Raw genomic sequence first — 18321 nt, 5'->3', positions numbered from 1 at the left:
GGTTCACAAACGGCCCGGTCAGCGCCACGCAATTACTTAGAATCAACGCGCATCCGCAACGGCGGACAATGAAGTCAATCGAAACCAAGCGAGTGTGCAGAGCGCCGCGCCAGCCGTCAATGGACTGTGCATCGCACCACGTGCGGTGCTGGACCGAGCTATGTGCTCTCTCCCCGTCATTGCGAGCGAAGCGAAGCAATCCAGAGCGCAGTGCACTGAGCTGGATTGCTTCGTCGCTTCGCTCCTCGCAATGACGGGGGAGAGGTGGTGCTCAACAAAAAGGCCCCGGCGGACCGGGGCCTTCGACGCTCAGCATGAAGAGGAAGCACTACCCCCAGGGACCGCGCGACGAGCCGCCGCTCCACGGGCTGCGCGAGGCGCCGCTGCCGCGCGGCTGACCGCTCCACGGGCCGCGCTGCGACTGGCTAGCCGGTCGGCCGAAGCTCGCGCCATCGCCGCCGATTTCGCCGGCGAGCCGCTGCAGCGCAGCGACGCGGTTGTCGGTTGAAGGATGGGTGGCGAACAGATTGTCCATGCCCTGGCCCGACAGCGGGTTGATGATGAACATATGCGCGGTCGCGGGCGCCCGCTCGGCGTCATAGTTCGGCACCTGATGCGCGGCGGCCTCGATCCGGCGCAGCGCCGAGGCGAGCCACATCGGCTGGCCGCAGATCCGCGCGCCCATCTCGTCGGCGGCGTATTCGCGGGTCCGGCTGATCGCCATCTGCACCAGCATCGCGCCGAGCGGCGCGAGGATCATCAGCGCCAGCGAGCCGATGATGCCCGGGCCGTTATTGTTTCGGTTACCGCCGAAGAACATGCCGAACTGCGCGATCATCGAGATCGCACCGGCGATGGTCGCCGTGATGGTCATCAGCAGCGTGTCGTGATGCTTGATGTGCGCCAGCTCGTGCGCCACCACACCGGCCAGCTCCTCGCGGCTGAGCTGGCCCATCAGGCCGGTGGTCACCGCCACCGCGGCGTTCTCCGGATTGCGGCCGGTCGCGAACGCGTTGGGCTGCGGATTGTCCATGATATACACGCGCGGCATCGGCAGCGAGGCGCGGCCGGCCAGCTCGGCGACCATCCGATACAGGTCCGGCGCGGTGCGCGCGTCGACCTCCTGGGCGCCGTACATCGACAGCACCATCCGGTCGGAGTTCCAGTAGGTGAAGATGTTCATCGCCGCCGCGACGACCAGCGCGATCAGGGCGCCATTGGCACCGCCGATCAGGTAGCCGACGCCCATGAACAGCGCGGTCAACCCGGCGAGCAGCATCGCAGTCTTGAAGTAACTCATGGTCCTCCTCCTGCGTCCCACTCCGGAGGAGCGGATAACGCATCCGTGAGATGGGTAACTCTTTGCTTTCGAACAAGATCGGCGCGTGCGGCCGCGCGTCGCGGCTTGCGACGCCGGCCCCAAAGGGGCAGATTGTCGCAGTGACCGATCCTGCCATTTCAGAAACCGCCACCGACCTGGCCGCGCCGCGCGACGCGGTCCGCGTCTATCCGCCGGGCGTGACCATCATTCAACGCAGCCAGCGCGGTCGCAGCTGCGCGCCTGCCGCCGGCACGGTCGAAGAATTGCAGCGCTGGCTGCTGCTCGAGGCGGCCGGCGAGCGCGAGTTGCTGCTGACGTTCGAAGCGCTGATGTGGCGGATGAACGCGGCCGGGCTGCCGATCGATCGCGCCACACTGCATATCGGCACGCTGCATCCGCAACTGCTGGGCTTCGCGTGGAACTGGCGCTCATCGGACGGGCTGTGCGACGAAGTGCAGGTGCCGCAAGCAACTGCGGAGACCGACGCGTTCAAGCTCAACCCGCTGCGCTGGATCTTCGAGCAAGGCATAGCGATCCGCCGCGATCCGCAGGACGCCGCTGCGCAGGCTGAATTCCCGATCATGCGCGATCTGGCGGCCAGCGGTTACACCGAGTATCTGGCGCTGCCGCTCGGCGGGGAAGGCTTCCGCCACGCCGTCACCCTCGCGACGACACGCCCGGGCGGCTTTGGCGACGAGCACCTGGCGGAGATCAGGCGCGTGCTGGTGCTGTTCACACTGCATGTCGAACGCCACATCGCGGCGCGGATCTCCACCAATGCGCTCGGCGCTTATCTTGGTCCGGTGGCCGCCGCCAAGGTGCTGAGCGGCGACATCAAGCGCGGCAGCGGCGAGCCGATCCGCGCCATCATCTGGGTCTCGGATATGCGCGGCTTCACCGACCTGTCGGACCGGCTCAGCGGCTGGGACACCATCACGGTGCTCAACGCTTATTTCGAGGTATTCGTCGACGCCGTGCTGGCGCAGGGTGGCGAGGTGCTGAAATTCATCGGCGACGGTCTGCTGGCAGTGTTTCCGCTCAGCGACGAGGGCTGCGCTGCCGGCAACGCGGCGCTCGCTGCAGCCCAAGCTGCGCAGGCCGGGCTGACGCGGCTCAACCTCGAACCACCGCCCGGCCTCGCCGATGTCGAAGGCTGGCGCCCCCTGCGCGCCGGCATCGCGCTGCACGAGGGCGAAGTCTTCTTCGGCAATATCGGCGCCCCGAACCGGCTCGACTTCACCGTGATCGGTCCCGCCGTCAATGAAGCCAGCCGCGTCGAGGCGCTGCAAAAGACTCTCGGCCACAACATCCTGATCACCGCCGCTGCGGCGCGTCATATCAGCTTACCGCTGGAACCGCTCGGCGAGCATCCCTTACGCGGCGTTGCAGCACCGATGGCGATCCTGACACCCCACGAGCCCGCGGCGGCTCGCCCGCAGACCGCGGCGTCCTGACCGGTCGCGCGCCGAGTTAGCGCTTGCCAAGCCGATCAAGCGCCTCCTATTTTCAACTGCAATAAAGCCGCAAGACGGAGGATCACCTCCGCGCAGGCTGCAGGAAACGCCGAGGAAACCCTATGTCGATCCAGGTCGCGGACTCATCGCTCGTCGCACGGCTGCCGCCGCCGAAACGCAGCGCCCTCGCGCACATTCCCGGAGACGAGGGCTGGCCGGTGATTGGCCGCACCTTCGAAGTGCTCGCCGATCCGAAGGGCCAGGTCGAGATGATGGCCCGCAACTACGGGCCGGTGTATCGCAGCCGCGTGCTCGGCGAGACCTCGATCACCCTGCTCGGGCCCGAGGCCAACGAGTTCGTGCTGTTCGATAACACCAAGCTGTTCTCATCCAGTCACGGCTGGGGACCGATCCTCAACCTGCTGTTCCCGCGCGGCCTGATGATGCTCGATTTCGACGAGCATCGCCTGCACCGCCGCGCGCTCTCGGTCGCCTTCAAGGCGGGGCCGATGCAATCCTATCTGGCCGCGCTCAACGACGGCATCGCCCGGCGTATCGCCAAGTGGCAAAGCAAACCCGGCGAGATGCTGTGCTATCCGGCGATGAAGCAGCTCACCCTCGACCTCGCCGCGACATCTTTCCTCGGCACCGAAATCGGAGCCGAGACCGAGGAGATCAACGCCGCCTTCGTCGACATGGTGGCGGCCTCGGTGGCGCCGATCCGCAAGCCGTGGCCGGGCACCGCGATGGCGCGCGGCGTGCGCGGCCGCAAGCGCATCGTCGCTTACTTCTCCGAACAGATCCCGATCCGCCGCGCCAAGGGCGGCGACGATCTGTTCTCGCAGCTCTGCCACGCCACCCACGAGGACGGCGCGCTGCTGTCGACGCAGGACATCATCGATCACATGAGCTTCCTGATGATGGCGGCGCACGACACGCTGACATCCTCGCTCACCTCCTTCGTCGCGGCGCTCGCCGACAATCCGCAGTGGCAGCAGAAATTGCGCGAGGAGATCGCCGGGCTCGGGTTGAAGCCGGGCGAAGCCATCAGCTTTCAACAGCTCGATGCGCTGCCGCTGACCGAGATGGCCTTCAAGGAAGCGATGCGGCTGCGACCGCCGGTGCCGTCGCTGCCGCGCCGCGCCACGCGTGAATTCACGTTCCGGGGTTACACCATCCCGACAGGCACCATGGTGGCGGTGAACCCGCTGTTCACGCACCACATGCCGGAGATCTGGCCCGAGCCGAACCGGTTCGATCCGCTGCGCTTCACCGACGAGGCCCAGCGCGGCCGCCACCGCTTCGCCTGGATCCCGTTCGGCGGCGGCGCGCATATGTGCCTCGGCCTGCACTTCGCCTACATGCAGGCGAAATGCTTCGCCGTGCACCTGCTGCAGAACGTCAGCGTCAGTCTGCCGCCGAACTACACGTCGAACTGGCAGATGTGGCCGATCCCGAAGCCGAAGGACGGGCTGCGGGTGAACGTGGCGCCGGTGAGGTAAGCGCCGGCTTTAGCGAAATTCGCGACTATTCGATGAGCCTACCCCGTCATTGCGAGCCACCGGGTCGGCGCTTAGCGCCGCCCGATGACAGGCTCCGCGAAGCAATCCAGCGCAGTGCACGGGGCTGGATTGCTTCGTCGCTACGCTCCTCGCAATGACGGGGATAAGCTTGTGCTTAAAGCGCCTACCCCTCGCTGTGGTCGAAAGCCTTGCGCAGGGCGACGTAGCCTTGCTGCTGCTGGGTCCAGTTGCGGCCGCCGGTGATGCCGCCGTCGATCACCAGGTCGTGGCCGTTGATGAAGCTCGACTCGTCGCTGGCGAGGAACACCGCGGCCTGCGCGATATCGTCCGGAATGCCGGCGCGCTGGATCGGCTGCGCGGTCTTGTAGATCTCGCGCATCGTCGCCGAGGTCTTTTCCGCCGCCTCGGTGGTGAGACCGAGCGCCTTGCCAAAGATGCCGGTGGCGATCGCACCGGGCGAGATGCTGTTGACGCGGACGCCGGACTCGCCGAGCTCCATTGCGACGCATTTGGTGAAATGGATCACCGCCGCCTTGGCGGCGCCGTACACCAGCGACGACGAAAAGCCGGCGAGCCGGCCGGCGATGCTGCCGTTGTTGATGATGCTGCCGGAGCCCTGCTTCTTCATATGCGGCGCGGCGTGCTTCATGCCGAGCATCACGCTGCGCACCAGCGTCGCCATCGCGGCGTCGAAGCGGTCGACCTCCAGCCCCTCGATCCCGCCCGTCTGTGCCGGACCGCCGGCATTGTTGAACAGGCAGTCGATCCGGCCGAACGAGTCCACCGCCTGAGCGATCAGCGCCTTTATCTGGTCTTCTTCGGTGACGTCCGTCTGGCGGAAGATGCAGGCTTCGCCGAGCCGCTCCGCCAGCGCCTCTCCCTCCGGCGCCCGCCGTCCCGCGATCACCACTTTGGCGCCCTCGGCAACGAAGACTTCGGCCGTTCGCAGGCCGATGCCGCTGGTCGCCCCGGTGATTACCGCTACCTTGCCGTTCAGCCGTCCCATCGCGCCGCCTCCCTGTTGGACGAGGTCTGATGCCCCGCCGGCTCGTTCATTGACTCTCTGTTAATGACAAATCGGGCCACCGCAATCCAATTCCATGGCGGGCCGGCTGCGGCATCGTTTGAACGTGGAACTTAACCAAACCTACAACCGGCCGCGCCACAATGGCGCGCCATGTCCAGTGCAGTCTCCCCCGAACATGTGTCTTCCGCCGCGGAAACAGCGGGAGAGGTACAGTCCGCAACGCCCGGCGTGGCGGATGGGCTCGACGCGCCCGCGCTGCGCGAGATCCTGCGCGCGCTGCCGGGGGCTGTCACGGTGCTGGACGAGCGCGGCGAATTCCTGATCGTCAGCGACGGTGCCGCCGCACGAATGAACCTGGCAACGCGCCAGCCTGCGACGACAGCCGGAGAGGCGAATTCGGCGATCGAGCACCGCCGCGTCGAGGGCCTCGCCGTGCTGGCGACCGGCCGCGCCTCGATCGGCGAGGAGCAGATCGGCGACGGGCCGGCCGCGCGCACCTTGCTCACCGCGCACCGCCCGGTCGACATCGCCGGCCGGCGGCTGCTGCTGTCGACCTCGCTCGATATCACCGAACAAAAGGCCGCCGAGGACCAGCTGTTCCGGCGCGCCTATTTCGACGAACTGACCGGCCTGCCGAACCGCAGCGTGATCGAACGCCGGGCCGACGTGCTGCTGCGCCGCGACGGCCCCGACAGCCGGTTCGCGCTGGCATTTCTCGATATCGATAACTTCAAACACATCAACGATTACTACGGCCATGCGGTCGGGGACGCGTTGCTGGTGGGCGTCGCCAAGCGGCTCGGCATGGAGCTGCGCGACACCGACATGCTGTCGCGCATCAGCGGCGACGAATTCCTGCTGCTGCTCAATCCGATCCGAAGTCCGGACGAAGTCGCCGACTATATCGACTTCCTGCTGCAACGGCTGAAGGCGCCGTTCTACATCGACGGCACCGAGCTGTTCGCCTCGGCCTCGACCGGCATCAGCCTCTATCCCGAGCACGGCCGCAGTTTCGACGCGCTGCGCCAGAACGCCGATATCGCGATGTACCGGGTCAAGAGCGCCACTAAGGGCTCCGCGGCGATGTTCAACGTCGCGATGGAGCGCGAGGCGCTGGAGCGGATGGCCATCGAGCAGTCGCTGCGCCAGGCGATCCTCGACAAGCGCTTCTGCTGCGCCTTCCAGCCCAAGGTCGATATCCGCACCCGCGAGATCAAAGGCATCGAGGCCCTGGTCCGGCTGCGCGACGACGATGGCGTGATCCAGGCGCCCGGCACCTTCGTCGACCTCGCGGTCGAGCTGGGTCTGATCGACGAGCTGACTCATCTGGTGCTCGCCGAGATTACCAGGTCGATCGACCTGATCGACGCCGCGTTCGGCGCCGGCGCCAACATCAGCATCAACGTCGCCGCCCGTCAGGCCGGCAATTTCGCGTTCATGCAGTCGTTCGCGGCGGCGCTCGCCGCCACGGGATTTCCGTCGCGCTTCGTGGTCGAAGTAACCGAAGATGCCTTCGTGGCCAAGAGCCACTTTCAGGGCGAGATCCTGCCGCTGCTGCGCAAGATCGGTGTCGGTATCTCGATCGACGATTTCGGCATCGGCTACTCGTCGCTGTCGGCTCTCGCCGATATCACCGCCGACGAAATCAAGATCGACCGCTCCTTCATCACCGACATCCATAAACGCCCGCGCAGCCAGGGCATCCTCAAGGCGATCGAATCGCTCAGCGAGGCCCTCGGCATGACGGTGATCGCCGAGGGCCTGGAGACGTTCGAGGAGCTCGCTTATCTGCAGGCCGCGACCAATATCCGCTACGCGCAGGGTTACTACTTCTCCAAGCCGATCTTTCTGGAGGAGTTGAAGCCCGCGGTTCACACCATCGGCAGCGGACGTCCCCGCGCCGCGGGCCGCGAGATCGAACCTGCGCGGACGCTCGTCCCGCGCTCAAACGCCGGGCGGATGTAGCACCGTCCCGGCCCGCCCCGCTGTCGGGACAACGCCCCTCGTAGTTTGTACAGAATCCGAATGAACCCGCGCGGTGCAGGCGCGGGATTTGCATTGTGGTATCCCCAGCTTGATCTAACGCAATGTGACACACCGGATCATCGGCGATTGTCGCGCCACTCCCGGACAATCTCTGGAGGGCGCCATGCCTGCCCATACCCGCCCCTATCCGTTCGTCGATCGCCTGATCGACACCTTCGCTGCCTGGCTCAAGCATCGCCGGGAAGTCACCGAGATGTGTCAGTTCGACGCCGCGGAATTCGGCCGCATCGCGCATGATCTCGGCGTCACCGCGTCCGATCTCGACGAGCTGGTCCGCCAGGGCCCGCACAAGGTCGAGGAACTGCCGCAGCTTCTCAAGGCGCTCGGCATCGACGAAGACGCCATCGCCCGAACCCAGCCGCTGGTGCTGCGTGATCTCGAGCGCGTTTGCGCGCTGTGCCGCCACAAGGCCGAATGCGATCACGACATCGCCGACGGCTCGCTGGCCGAGCACTACCAGGCGTATTGCGCCAACAAGGTGACGATCGACGCCCTCGGCGACGACGTCCACGTTCCCGCGCCCTCGACTGCGCGGCACTGATCGGCCGATGTCGCGAAGCGCGATCCGTCCGCTTGCGACCGCCGCTCTGGCCCTGACCGCGGTGCTGCTGATGCCTCGGCTGCACCGCGCCGACGCGACCACCTTGTCCGACGCCGTCGTGGCCGGGCATCGACTGGCGGCGAGCTGGTGCAAAGAGTGCCACGCGATCGAGCCCGGCGACAGCACGAGCGGCAAGGGACCAGCGTTTCAGCGCATCGCCGACATGCCGTCCGCGACCGAACTGTCGCTCAAGGTCTTCCTGCGCTCGAACCACACCAACATGCCGAACTTCGTCATCGCTCCCGGCGATGCCGACGAGATCGTGCGCTACATCCTCAGCCTCAAGCGCAACTGAGGCGGCCCGACCGCCGCGCTTGACGATCCTTCTTTGCGCCGCGCAGCGGCTTTCCCACCTCTAGGCCGCAGCATGGATTTCGAATACAGCGAGAAGGTCGACCGACTCCGCGCGCAGCTGTCCGATTTCATGCGGTTTCACGTCGAGCCGGTGAATATCGACTGGCATCGGGAGACCGCGGCCGGCCGCTATCCGCTGGCGCTGATCGAACGGCTGAAGTCGCGCGCCTTCTCGGAGGACCTGTGGAATCTGTTTCTGCCGGGCCTCGGCGACGACGATCCCGGTCAACGCCTCTCCAATCTCGAATACGCCCCGCTCGCCGAAATCATGGGCCGGATCCACTGGGCGTCCGAAGTCTTCAACTGCAACGCGCCCGACACCGGCAACATGGAGCTGCTACAGCTCGCCGCGACGCCGGAGCAGCGCAGGCGATGGCTCGAGCCGCTGCTGATCGGCGAGATCCGCTCCTGCTTCGCGATGAGCGAACCCGACGCCGCCTCGTCCGACGCCCGCAACATCCGCACCACCATCACCCGCGACGGCGACGACTACGTGATCAACGGCCGCAAATGGTTCATCACCGGCGCCGCGCATCCGAACTGCAAGCTGGCAATCGTGATGGGATTGACCGGCGAGCATCTCGACCCGTCCTCGACCGAGCGGCATTCGATGCTGCTGGTGCCGATGGACACGTCGGGGCTTAGCGTGGTCCGCGACATTCCGATCATGCACCACCATTCGCCCGAAGGGCATTGCGAGCTGCTGTTTCGCAACGTCCGCGTGTCAGTGGCCAATCTGCTCGGCGAAGAGGGAAAAGGCTTCCGGCTGGCACAGGATCGTCTCGGGCCGGGCCGGGTGCATCACTGCATGCGTACCATCGGGCAATGCGAGGTCGCGCTCGAGCTGATGTGCGAACGCGCGCTCGAGCGCAAGACCTTCGGCAAGTATCTGGCCGATTACGCGAACATCCAGGACTGGATTGCCGAGTCGCGGCTCGAGATCGACCAGGCGCGGCTGCTGGTGATGAAGGCGGCGCATCGGATGGATCGTGAAGGCAATGCGGCCGCCCGGGTCGACGTCTCGGCCATCAAACTGGTGGCGGCGCGGCTCCAGACCCGGATCGTCGACCGCGCCATGCAGGTGTTCGGCGCGATGGGCCTGACGCCGGATACGCCGCTGGCCTATCTCTGGACCTGGGGCCGGGCGATGCGCTTCCTGGACGGTCCGGACGAGGTGCATCTGCGCGTCGTGGCGCGGGCGGAGCTGGCCAGAGCCCGCGGACAGGCCGGCCGCAACGCCTGTCAGTTCGTCCCGCCGGCCCCCCTTTTGGGTTAGGCCCGCTGCGGCTTCTCGATCACCGTCACGATCCAGCGGGGGGTCTCGCCGGACTTGTCTTCCTTGACTGCGCGAACGATGCCGGTGATGGACGAGCCGCCGACCTTCAGGGTTGCCGCACGGCCGCTGAACTGCGCAATGCGCGAGCGGCGGGCTTCCTTCACATCGGTCGTTTCCAGTGTCTGCGTCATCATGGTGCTGATCTCCATCGCGGCGACTATTCGGGGAACGTCGTTACGCAGAGATTAAATTACCGGCTCGTAGGAATACCGATGGCGGCGCGGCAAGACCGACGATGGCCAATCCGCCGGCGCTTCGTCGTCGCTCTCCAGCAGCACCATCCGGTCTCGTCCTAAGCGTCGGCGAATGACTTTCGTCGGATGGCCACTGTCAGCAATTCGCCTGACTGGCGGCTGTATCTGGTTTGTTTTATTTGAACAAAACTGGCATCGGCGCGCGCCGGTCACTCCGTCGGCATGATCGTGAGTCCAGTCTGGAAGTCCGACGTGACTGCGCTGGCGTGCATACTCATCTGTCCTTCCGGCCCCGCGACGCGCGCGTGGACGGACCCGAGTGGACGAACCTGAAAAGGCACCCGCCATCCCGGGTGAACATAGGTATCTCACATGCAATTCTGGCTCGCTGCATTTGCCGTCGCCCTCGTCGTCGTGATCGGCTACGCGGGTGGTCCGCCCGGCGCTCTGGTCGCCCTGCTCGCCTTCGTGATCGCTCTTTTCCTGCTCTGGGCGCGCGAGCTCGGCTTCAAGCAGGCGTGGGAGAAGTTCGGGCTGCAAACCCTGACCCCGCCGCTGTGGAAGCCCGAGAACCTCGAGCGGTTCAAAGCCCTGTTCGCGGATGAGCAGAAACTGGTGAAAGCGTGCACGATCGCAGTCGCGCTGATCGCCGTCTCGATGCTGCTGCCGCGTAACCTCGTCGTCTTTATTTACGTGGCGGCGATCGCGCTCGGCATTTTCGAAGTGTACCGCAACAACAATTCGACGACGACGCAGCCGGGCTCCCGGATCAACTGATCCGACCGAAACCCGCTCGTTCGAAATCTGCGAATAATTTCAAGGCCGGCCCCTCCGGGTGCCGGCCTTTTTCCTTGCCGAAACGGCATTCTCGGGTGCCCCCAATGAGGCGTGAGGCCGCTCCGACGGCGCGACCGGAAGCCCGACCTGCTCGGAGTTCCTTTTAAGGTTTGATTACCGTGATTGCTAACTCCGTTTCCATCACTGGTAGTTATTCCTGTCAGAATGAACATCGACCCGCGTCACAACGCCGGGGACGCTTCGGTTTCGTCAAGCCTGGCGGCCACCGCGACAGTCGGTAACATCCTACACCATCGCCCGGTGGTGCTGTTGATGGGATGCGGCGCGTTGTTGATTGCGCTGATCGCCGTCGTGACGGCCGCGATGGTCGGAGATCTCCGCGGCAAGGCTCTGAAGAACAGCGAACGAGAGCTCGCCAACACCGCGATGCTTCTCTCCCATCACTACGAACGCGAATTCGAAGACTTTCTGACCACACAGTCAGAAGTCGTCGCGATGGCTCTGCAGTCCCCCTTCAGTTCGCCCGACAGCTTCGGCGGCCAGATGGCGACGCTGGCGACCCATGAGATGCTGCGCGCCAAAACCCAATCCGGCCCGGATATTTCCAAGCTGGCGATCTTCGACCACCGCGGCGTTCTGATCAACAGCTCGGCCCATTGGCCTGTCTCCGAACTTTCGATCGCCGATCGCGATTACTTCAAGGCACTTAAATCGGGCAAAGCGCCGCGTGTGACCGTCGAACTGATCCAGAATACGCTAGCCGGCGGCTGGATGATCGTAATGGCGCAGCGACTCGTGAACATCGACGGGGAATTTCTCGGCGTGGTCAGCCGGTCCCTGACGCCCTCCTACATCGAGCACTTCCTCGCCTCGGTTTCGCTCGGAGGAGATTCCGCCATCTCCATTCACCACCGGAACGGCGTGCTGATGGCGCGCTATCCGCACGCCGACGACAAGATCGGCCATAATGTACGCGCGGGCGCGATCGAGCGGGCCAGGCTGTTCGAAGCGAACATCAACGCTCAACTGACGAGTCCGATCGACGGACGCGACCGCCTGGTATCGTCGCATGCACTCAGAGGCTTGCCGATCGTCGTGGTCACCGCCACGACCACGGACGAAGCACTGGCTGCCTGGCGCAAGCAGACACGGCTGCTGATCGGCGCCGCCGCCGTTTCGGCTCTGGTCGTCGCGGTGATCCTGCTGCTGATCGTCCGTCAGGTCAGCAAGCAGCACGAGGCGACGCAGGTAAAGCTGGCGGTGGACAAGCAGCGGCTGAACACCGCGATCAACAACATGTCCCAGGGCCTGTTGCTGTTCGACGCGCAGGCCCGGCTGGTGGTCTGCAATCAGCGCTATATCGAGATGTACGGGCTGTCGCCGGAGATCGTGAAGCCGGGCTGCAGCTTCCGCGACATCGTCGCCCATCGCCAATCGGTCGGGTCCTTCAAGGGCGACGTCGACGAATATTGCAGCCGCATCATTCAGGCGGTGATGGTGGAAAAGACCACCGCGAAGCACGGCTCGGACGATCGCTCGATCCAGATCTCCAGCGTGCCGGTGCCGGGCGGCGGCTGGGTCTCGACCCACGAGGATATCACCGAGCGGATCCGCGACAGCGAGCGGATTGCCTATCTGGCGCATTACGACAGTCTGACGGATCTGCCGAACCGCAGCCTGTTCCGGCAGCGGCTCGAGCTCGAGCTGCAACGCAGCCAGCGCGGCGGCACCTTCGCGCTGCTGTATATCGATATCGACGAGTTCAAGAGTATCAACGATACGCTGGGGCACCCGGTCGGCGACGACCTGCTGAAGCAGGTGGCGATCCGGCTGCGCGGTTGCGTCGATGCCGGTGACTTCGTGGCCCGGCTCGGTGGCGACGAATTCGCGATCATTGCCGCCAATGCCGGCGACAGCAATCGCGCAACGGTGCTGGCCGAGCAGATCCACCGGGCGATCCGGGCTCCGTATCAGTGCCTCGGCCATCATCTGTCGACCGACGCCTCGATCGGGATCGCGATCGCGCCCGGCGATGGCGCCGACATCGACCAGCTCATCAAGAACGCCGACCTCGCGATGTACGGCGCCAAGGCCGGCGGCCGGCGCACCTTCCGGTTCTTCGAGCCCGAAATGGACGCCGTCGCGCGTTCCCGGCGTGAACTCGAATTCGATCTGCGTCACGCCATCTCGAGCGGCGGCTTCGAGATCCACTACCAGCCGGTGATCGATCTGCGCACCGACGCCATCACCGGTTGCGAGGCGCTGCTGCGCTGGCGGCATCCGACACGCGGCCTGATCTCACCGGCCGAATTCATTCCGATCGCCGAAGATACCGGCCTGATCAACGAGATCGGCGGCTGGACCCTGGCGGCGGCCTGCGCCGAGGCAGCGCAGTGGGACGACGACATCACGCTTGCGGTCAACATCTCACCGGTGCAGTTCAGGCAACAGACGCTGGCGCTGCTGGTCGCCTCGATGCTCGGATCGACCGGGCTGCCGGCACGGCGTCTCGAACTCGAAGTCACCGAAGCGGTGCTGATACACGACGACGATGCGGCGCTGACCACTCTGAATCAGCTCCGCACTCTTGGCGTCCGGATCTCGCTGGATGATTTCGGGACCGGCTATTCGTCGCTGAGCTATCTGCAGCGATTCCCGTTCGACAAGATCAAGATCGACCGCACCTTCGTCGACAGCGTCGATCGGACCGACACATCGAAGGCAATCATCGAAGCCGTCGTCAACATCGCGGCGTCGCGCAGCATGACGACGACCGCAGAAGGCGTCGAGACTGAGCCTCAGCGCGACATCCTGCGCGCGCTCGGCTGCACGCAGATGCAAGGCTGGCTGTTCAGCCCGGCCGTTCCGGCGCGCAAGTTCCGGGCCCTGCTCGACGAACATCGCAACACCCGGGCCGCCTGACGCTCGTCTGCGGTTCGGCCGGATCACCCTGGTCTTTATGCCGGCTTTATGCCCGCACGGGCATTTCCGCATCGCTTCCTTACGGGCCGGGGCCTAGCTGCATCGGAGCCATCATCAGGAGGCTTCGATGCTCGACTTTCTCATGCTCCTCGCCGGCTTCGGCCTGTTCGCCGTCACCATAGGCTACGCCTATGCGTGCGAACGGATTTGAGGAGCGCCCCATGACGTTCGACTACCTGTTCGCCGCGTCGGTCAGCGCCCTGCTGCTGATCTACCTGGTTTATGCGCTGCTGCGCCCCGAGCGGTTCTAGGAGCATCGCGATGACCCTCATCGGTTGGACCCAGATCTTGCTGTTCTGCGCGATCATCGTCGCGCTGACGCCGCTGTTCGGCGCCTATCTCACCCGCGTCTTCAACGGCCAGACCACGCCGCTGTCATTCGCATTTCGGCCGGTCGAGGCCGGCCTTTACCGGCTCTGCGGCGTCGATCCGCAGCGCGAGCAGCATTGGCTGACCTACACGGTCGCGATGCTGCTGTTTCACGCCGCCGGCTTCCTGCTGCTGTACGGCCTGCTGCGACTGCAGAGCCTGCTGCCGCTCAACCCTGCGGACCAGTCCGCGGTGGCGCCGGATCTCACCTTCAACACCGTGGTGTCGTTTCTCACCAACACCAACTGGCAGAACTACGGCGGCGAGACAACGATGTCGTATCTGTCGCAGATGCTCGGCCTGACGGTGCAGAACTTCCTGTCGGCAGCGACCGGCATCGTGCTGGCCGTCGCGCTGATCCGCGGCTTCGCCCGCGCCTCGGCCAAGACTGTCGGCAATTTCTGGGTCGACGTCACCCGCTGCACGCTCTACGTGCTGCTGCCGATCAGCGTGATCTTCACGTTGTTCCTGGTCTGGCAGGGCATCCCGCAGACGCTCGGCGCTTACGTGGACGCCACTACGCTCGAAGGCGGCAAGCAGACGCTGGCGGTCGGCCCGGTGGCCTCGCAGGTCGCCATCAAGATGCTCGGCACCAATGGCGGCGGCTTCTTCAACGCCAATGCGGCCCATCCGTTCGAGAACCCGACCGCGCTGTCGAATTTCGTGCAGATGCTGTCGATCTTCCTGCTCGGCGCGGCGCTCACCAACGTTTTCGGCCGCATGGTGGGCGACCAGCGCCAGGGCTGGGCGATCCTCGCCGCGATGGGCGCGCTTTTCATCGCCGGCGTCGCGGTCTGCTACTGGGCCGAAGCCAACGGCACGCAGATCCTGCAGTCGCTCGGCCTGGCCGGCGGCAACATGGAAGGCAAGGAAGTCCGTTTCGGCATCGTCGCCTCGGCACTGTTCGCCGTGGTCACCACCGCGGCGTCCTGCGGCGCCGTCAACGCCATGCACGACTCCTTCACCGCACTCGGCGGCATGATCCCGATCATCAACATGGAGCTCGGCGAGATCGTGATCGGCGGCGTCGGCGCCGGCCTCTACGGCATGCTGCTGTTCGTCATCGTCACCATCTTCCTCGCCGGACTGATGGTCGGCCGCACGCCCGAATATGTCGGCAAGAAGATCGAGGCCCGCGAGGTCAAGATGGCGATGCTGGCGATCCTGGTGCTGCCGCTCTTCATGCTCGGCTTCACGGCGATTGCCGTGGTGTATCCGCCGGCCGTGGCATCGATGGCCAATGCCGGTCCGCACGGCTTCTCGGAAGTGCTGTACGCCTTCACCTCACAGGCCGCCAACAACGGCTCGGCGTTCGGCGGCCTCACCGGCAACACGCCGTTCTACAACCTCACCGGCGCGATGACGATGTTCTTCGGTCGTTTCTGGATGATCGTGCCAGCCATGGCGATCGCCGGTTCGCTCGCCGGCAAGAAGAAGGTCGCCGCCACCTCCGGCACCTTCCCGACCAACGGTCCGCTGTTCGTCGGCCTGCTCGTCGGCGTCATCGTCATCGTCGGCGGTCTCACCTTCTTCCCCGCACTCGCTGTCGGCCCGATCGTCGAGCATCTCGCGATGCTGAACGGCGCCGCGTACTAATCCGGAGTTCCACCCATGCAAGCCTCGAAAGTAAGCAAGCGGAGCAAGGCGTCGACCATGCTCGATCCGGCGGTGCTGCTGCCCGCGATCGGCCAGGCCTTCGTCAAGCTCGATCCGCGCACGCTGATCAAGAACCCGGTGATGTTCGTGCTCGAGATCGTCACCGCGCTCACCACCGTGCTGCTGATCCGCGACCTCGTCATCGGTCAGGGTGACATCGGCTTCGAACTGCAGATCACCATCTGGCTGTGGTTCACGGTGCTGTTCGCCAATTTCGCCGAAGCCGTCGCCGAAGGCCGCGGCAAGGCGCAGGCCGACACGCTGCGCGCCACCCGCGCCTCGACGGTCGCCAAGCGACTGCTGATGGAGGGCAACCACGAACTGTACGAAGGCGTCGCCGCCGAGCATCTCCAGGTCGGCGATTTGGTGCTGTGCGAAGCGGGCGACACCATCCCGGGTGACGGCGAAGTGATCGAAGGCATCGCCTCGGTCAACGAAGCGGCCGTCACCGGCGAATCCGCCCCGGTGATCCGCGAATCCGGCGGTGACCGCTCGGCTGTGACCGGCGGCACCACGGTGATCTCGGACCGGATCATCGTGAAGATCACCTCGGCGGTCGGTTCGTCGTTTCTCGACCGCATGATCAAACTGGTGGAAGGCGCCGAGCGACAGAAGACGCCGAACGAAATCGCGCTCAACATCTTGCTGGTCGGCCTCACCATCATCTTCGTGTTCGCCACCGTGACGATCCCGAGCTTCGCCACCTACGCCGGCGGCTCGATCTCGGTGATCGTGCTGGTGGCGCTGTTCGTGACGCTGATCCCGACCACGATCGGTGCGCTGCTCTCCGCGATCGGCATCGCCGGCATGGACCGGCTTGTCCGCTTCAACGTGCTGGCGATGTCCGGCCGCGCGGTCGAAGCCGCCGGCGACATCGACACGCTGCTGCTGGACAAAACCGGCACCATCACGTTCGGCAACCGTCTGGCCTCGGAGATCATCCCGGTGCCCGGCGTCAGCGACGCCGAGGCGGCGCAGGCCGCACTGCTCGCCAGCGAAGCCGATGAGACCGCCGAAGGCCGTTCGATCGTGGCGCTGGCGCGCGAGAAGTATGCTGTGTCGGGCGAAGCAGTCCCGGCCGGTGCGCAGTTCATCGCCTTTTCGGCGACGACGCGGCTGTCCGGCGTGGATATTGGTTCCCGCAAGCTGCGCAAGGGCGCGGTCGACTCGATTCTGAAGTTCGTCCGCGATGCCTCCGGCGCCGACGTCGCCGAACCGTCGGCGTTCCGCGCCGCGGTCGACCGCATCGCCCGCTCCGGCGGCACGCCGCTCGGCCTCGCCGAGGGCGGCCGGCTGCTCGGCGTCATCCACCTCAAGGACGTGGTGAAGCCGGATGTCAAGGAGCGCTTCGCGGCGCTGCGGCGGATGGGCATCAAGACGGTGATGATCACCGGCGACAATCCGGTGACCGCCGCCTCGATCGCCTCGGAGGCGGGCGTCGACGACTTCATCGCCCAGGCCACTCCCGAGGACAAGCTGCGCTATATCCGCACCGAGCAGGCCAACGGCCGGCTGATCGCGATGTGCGGCGACGGCACCAACGACGCCCCGGCGCTCGCGCAGGCCGACGTCGGCGTCGCGATGCAGAGCGGCACGCAGGCGGCGCGCGAGGCCGGCAACATGGTCGACCTCGACAGCGATCCGACCAAGCTGATCGAGGTGGTCGGCATCGGCAAGCAACTGCTGATGACCCGCGGCGCGCTGACCACGTTCTCGATCGCCAACGACGTCGCCAAGTACTTCGCCATCATCCCGGCGATGTTCGTGGCGTTCTATCCGCAGCTCGGCGCACTCAACGTCATGGGCCTGTCGACGCCGCAAAGCGCGATCCTGTCCGCGATCATCTTCAACGCGCTGATCATCATCGCGCTGATCCCGCTGGCGCTGAAGGGCGTGACCTATCGCCCGGTCGGCGCGGCCGCGCTGCTGCGGCGCAATCTGCTGATCTACGGCCTCGGCGGCCTGGTGCTGCCCTTCGTCGGAATCAAGGTCATCGATCTTGCGGTGACCGCTCTCCATCTCGCCTGAAAGGTGACGTCATGTTGAAAGAAATCCGCCCGGCGATCGTGTCCTTCGCGGCCCTTGCCTGCCTCACCGGCCTGATCTATCCGCTGGCGATGACCGGTCTCGCCCAGTTATTGCTGCCGAGCCAGGCCAATGGCAGCCTGATCGAGAAGGACGGCCAGGTGATCGGCTCCGCCCTGATCGGCCAGTCGTTCACCGCGCCGAACTACTTCCACGGCCGGCCCTCGGCCACCACGGCGCCCGATCCGCAGGACGCCACCAAGACCGTGCCGGCGCCCTACAACGCCGCCAACTCGATGGGCTCCAATCTCGGCCCGACCAGCAAGGCGCTGGCGGACCGGCTCAAGGACGACGTCGCGGCGCTCGAAAAGGAAAATCCGGCCCAGCCGGTACCGGTCGATCTGGTCACCACCTCGGCCAGCGGCCTCGACCCGGACATCTCGCCGGAGGCGGCGCTGTTCCAGGTGCCGCGTATCGCCAAGGCCCGCAACCTGCCGGAAGCCCAGCTGCGGGCGCTGGTCGACAAACAGACCGACGGCCGCAACCTCGGCGTGCTCGGCGAACCGCGCGTCAACGTACTGAAATTAAACCTCGCTCTGGATAGACTGCGGGCTCCGAAGCAGCCGGGTTCCTGA

Annotated in this window: 15 protein-coding genes; 12 read left to right on the top strand and 3 right to left on the bottom strand. The window is 65.5% G+C overall.

What is annotated here, in order from left to right:
• Positions 1-328: 328 nt before the first annotated feature.
• Positions 329-1300 (bottom strand): zinc metalloprotease HtpX, encoded by a 972-nt coding sequence (htpX, locus tag ACFFJ6_RS00715; RefSeq protein WP_378383317.1) that lies wholly within the window; start codon positions 1298-1300, stop codon positions 329-331.
• 140 nt (positions 1301-1440) lie between these two features.
• On the opposite strand from htpX, the gene ACFFJ6_RS00710 reads away from it, so the two are divergent.
• Positions 1441-2775 (top strand): adenylate/guanylate cyclase domain-containing protein, encoded by a 1335-nt coding sequence (locus ACFFJ6_RS00710; protein ID WP_378383315.1) that lies wholly within the window; start codon positions 1441-1443, stop codon positions 2773-2775.
• 122 nt (positions 2776-2897) lie between these two features.
• Positions 2898-4277 carry a cytochrome P450 gene (locus ACFFJ6_RS00705; protein WP_378383313.1) on the top strand — a complete coding sequence of 460 codons (1380 nt, stop codon included), beginning with the start codon at positions 2898-2900 and terminating at the stop codon, positions 4275-4277.
• Positions 4278-4461: 184 nt separating this feature from the next.
• On the opposite strand, the gene ACFFJ6_RS00700 is transcribed toward ACFFJ6_RS00705, so the two are convergent.
• Positions 4462-5304 carry an SDR family NAD(P)-dependent oxidoreductase gene (locus tag ACFFJ6_RS00700; RefSeq protein WP_378383311.1) on the bottom strand — a complete coding sequence of 281 codons (843 nt, stop codon included), beginning with the start codon at positions 5302-5304 and terminating at the stop codon, positions 4462-4464.
• A 171-nt stretch (positions 5305-5475) separates the two neighbouring features.
• On the opposite strand from ACFFJ6_RS00700, the gene ACFFJ6_RS00695 reads away from it, so the two are divergent.
• The 4 genes from ACFFJ6_RS00695 to ACFFJ6_RS00680 all read left to right on the top strand — a co-directional run bounded on the left by ACFFJ6_RS00695 (position 5476) and on the right by ACFFJ6_RS00680 (position 9602).
• Positions 5476-7290 carry a putative bifunctional diguanylate cyclase/phosphodiesterase gene (locus ACFFJ6_RS00695; RefSeq protein ID WP_378383309.1) on the top strand — a complete coding sequence of 605 codons (1815 nt, stop codon included), beginning with the start codon at positions 5476-5478 and terminating at the stop codon, positions 7288-7290.
• A 184-nt stretch (positions 7291-7474) separates the two neighbouring features.
• A complete protein-coding gene (locus ACFFJ6_RS00690; protein ID WP_378383307.1) occupies positions 7475-7912 on the top strand; it encodes a hypothetical protein in 438 nt (145 codons plus the stop codon).
• A gap of 7 nt (positions 7913-7919) precedes the next feature.
• The gene (locus ACFFJ6_RS00685) at positions 7920-8267 is read left to right on the top strand and encodes a c-type cytochrome (protein WP_378383305.1); all 348 of its coding nucleotides are present in this window, start codon (positions 7920-7922) and stop codon (positions 8265-8267) included.
• Between the two features lie 72 nt (positions 8268-8339).
• Positions 8340-9602 (top strand): acyl-CoA dehydrogenase family protein, encoded by a 1263-nt coding sequence (locus ACFFJ6_RS00680; RefSeq protein ID WP_378383303.1) that lies wholly within the window; start codon positions 8340-8342, stop codon positions 9600-9602.
• Here ACFFJ6_RS00680 and ACFFJ6_RS00675 read toward each other — a convergent pair.
• On the bottom strand, positions 9599-9793 hold the full coding sequence (locus ACFFJ6_RS00675; RefSeq protein WP_378385684.1) for a hypothetical protein: 195 nt from the start codon (positions 9791-9793) through the stop codon (positions 9599-9601). The two genes, ACFFJ6_RS00680 and ACFFJ6_RS00675, sit on opposite strands and share 4 nt — an antisense overlap.
• Positions 9794-10228: 435 nt before the next feature.
• Here ACFFJ6_RS00675 and ACFFJ6_RS00670 point away from each other — a divergent pair, with 435 nt between their 5' ends.
• The 6 genes from ACFFJ6_RS00670 to ACFFJ6_RS00645 all read left to right on the top strand — a co-directional run bounded on the left by ACFFJ6_RS00670 (position 10229) and on the right by ACFFJ6_RS00645 (position 18321).
• Positions 10229-10633, top strand: a complete 405-nt coding sequence (locus tag ACFFJ6_RS00670; protein ID WP_378383301.1) for a hypothetical protein — start codon at positions 10229-10231, stop codon at positions 10631-10633.
• Between the two features lie 333 nt (positions 10634-10966).
• On the top strand, positions 10967-13576 hold the full coding sequence (locus tag ACFFJ6_RS00665; protein WP_378385682.1) for a bifunctional diguanylate cyclase/phosphodiesterase: 2610 nt from the start codon (positions 10967-10969) through the stop codon (positions 13574-13576).
• Positions 13577-13797: 221 nt separating this feature from the next.
• Positions 13798-13887: a K(+)-transporting ATPase subunit F gene (gene kdpF, locus ACFFJ6_RS00660; protein WP_156332441.1), complete on the top strand. Its 90-nt coding sequence runs from the start codon at positions 13798-13800 to the stop codon at positions 13885-13887.
• Positions 13888-13897: 10 nt separating this feature from the next.
• On the top strand, positions 13898-15601 hold the full coding sequence (gene kdpA / locus ACFFJ6_RS00655; RefSeq protein ID WP_378383298.1) for a potassium-transporting ATPase subunit KdpA: 1704 nt from the start codon (positions 13898-13900) through the stop codon (positions 15599-15601).
• Between the two features lie 15 nt (positions 15602-15616).
• Entirely contained in the window at positions 15617-17689 is a 2073-nt protein-coding gene (kdpB, locus tag ACFFJ6_RS00650; protein ID WP_378383296.1) for a potassium-transporting ATPase subunit KdpB, read from the top strand.
• Positions 17690-17700: 11 nt separating this feature from the next.
• Positions 17701-18321 (top strand): K(+)-transporting ATPase subunit C, encoded by a 621-nt coding sequence (locus tag ACFFJ6_RS00645; protein WP_378383294.1) that lies wholly within the window; start codon positions 17701-17703, stop codon positions 18319-18321.

The sequence above is a fragment of the Rhodopseudomonas telluris genome, assembly GCF_042432815.1.
In the GTDB taxonomy this organism is placed as follows: Bacteria; Pseudomonadota; Alphaproteobacteria; order Rhizobiales; family Xanthobacteraceae; genus Rhodopseudomonas; species Rhodopseudomonas telluris.
The sequence above is the reverse complement of the archived record's forward strand: the minus strand, read 5'-3'. Positions and strand labels throughout refer to the sequence as shown.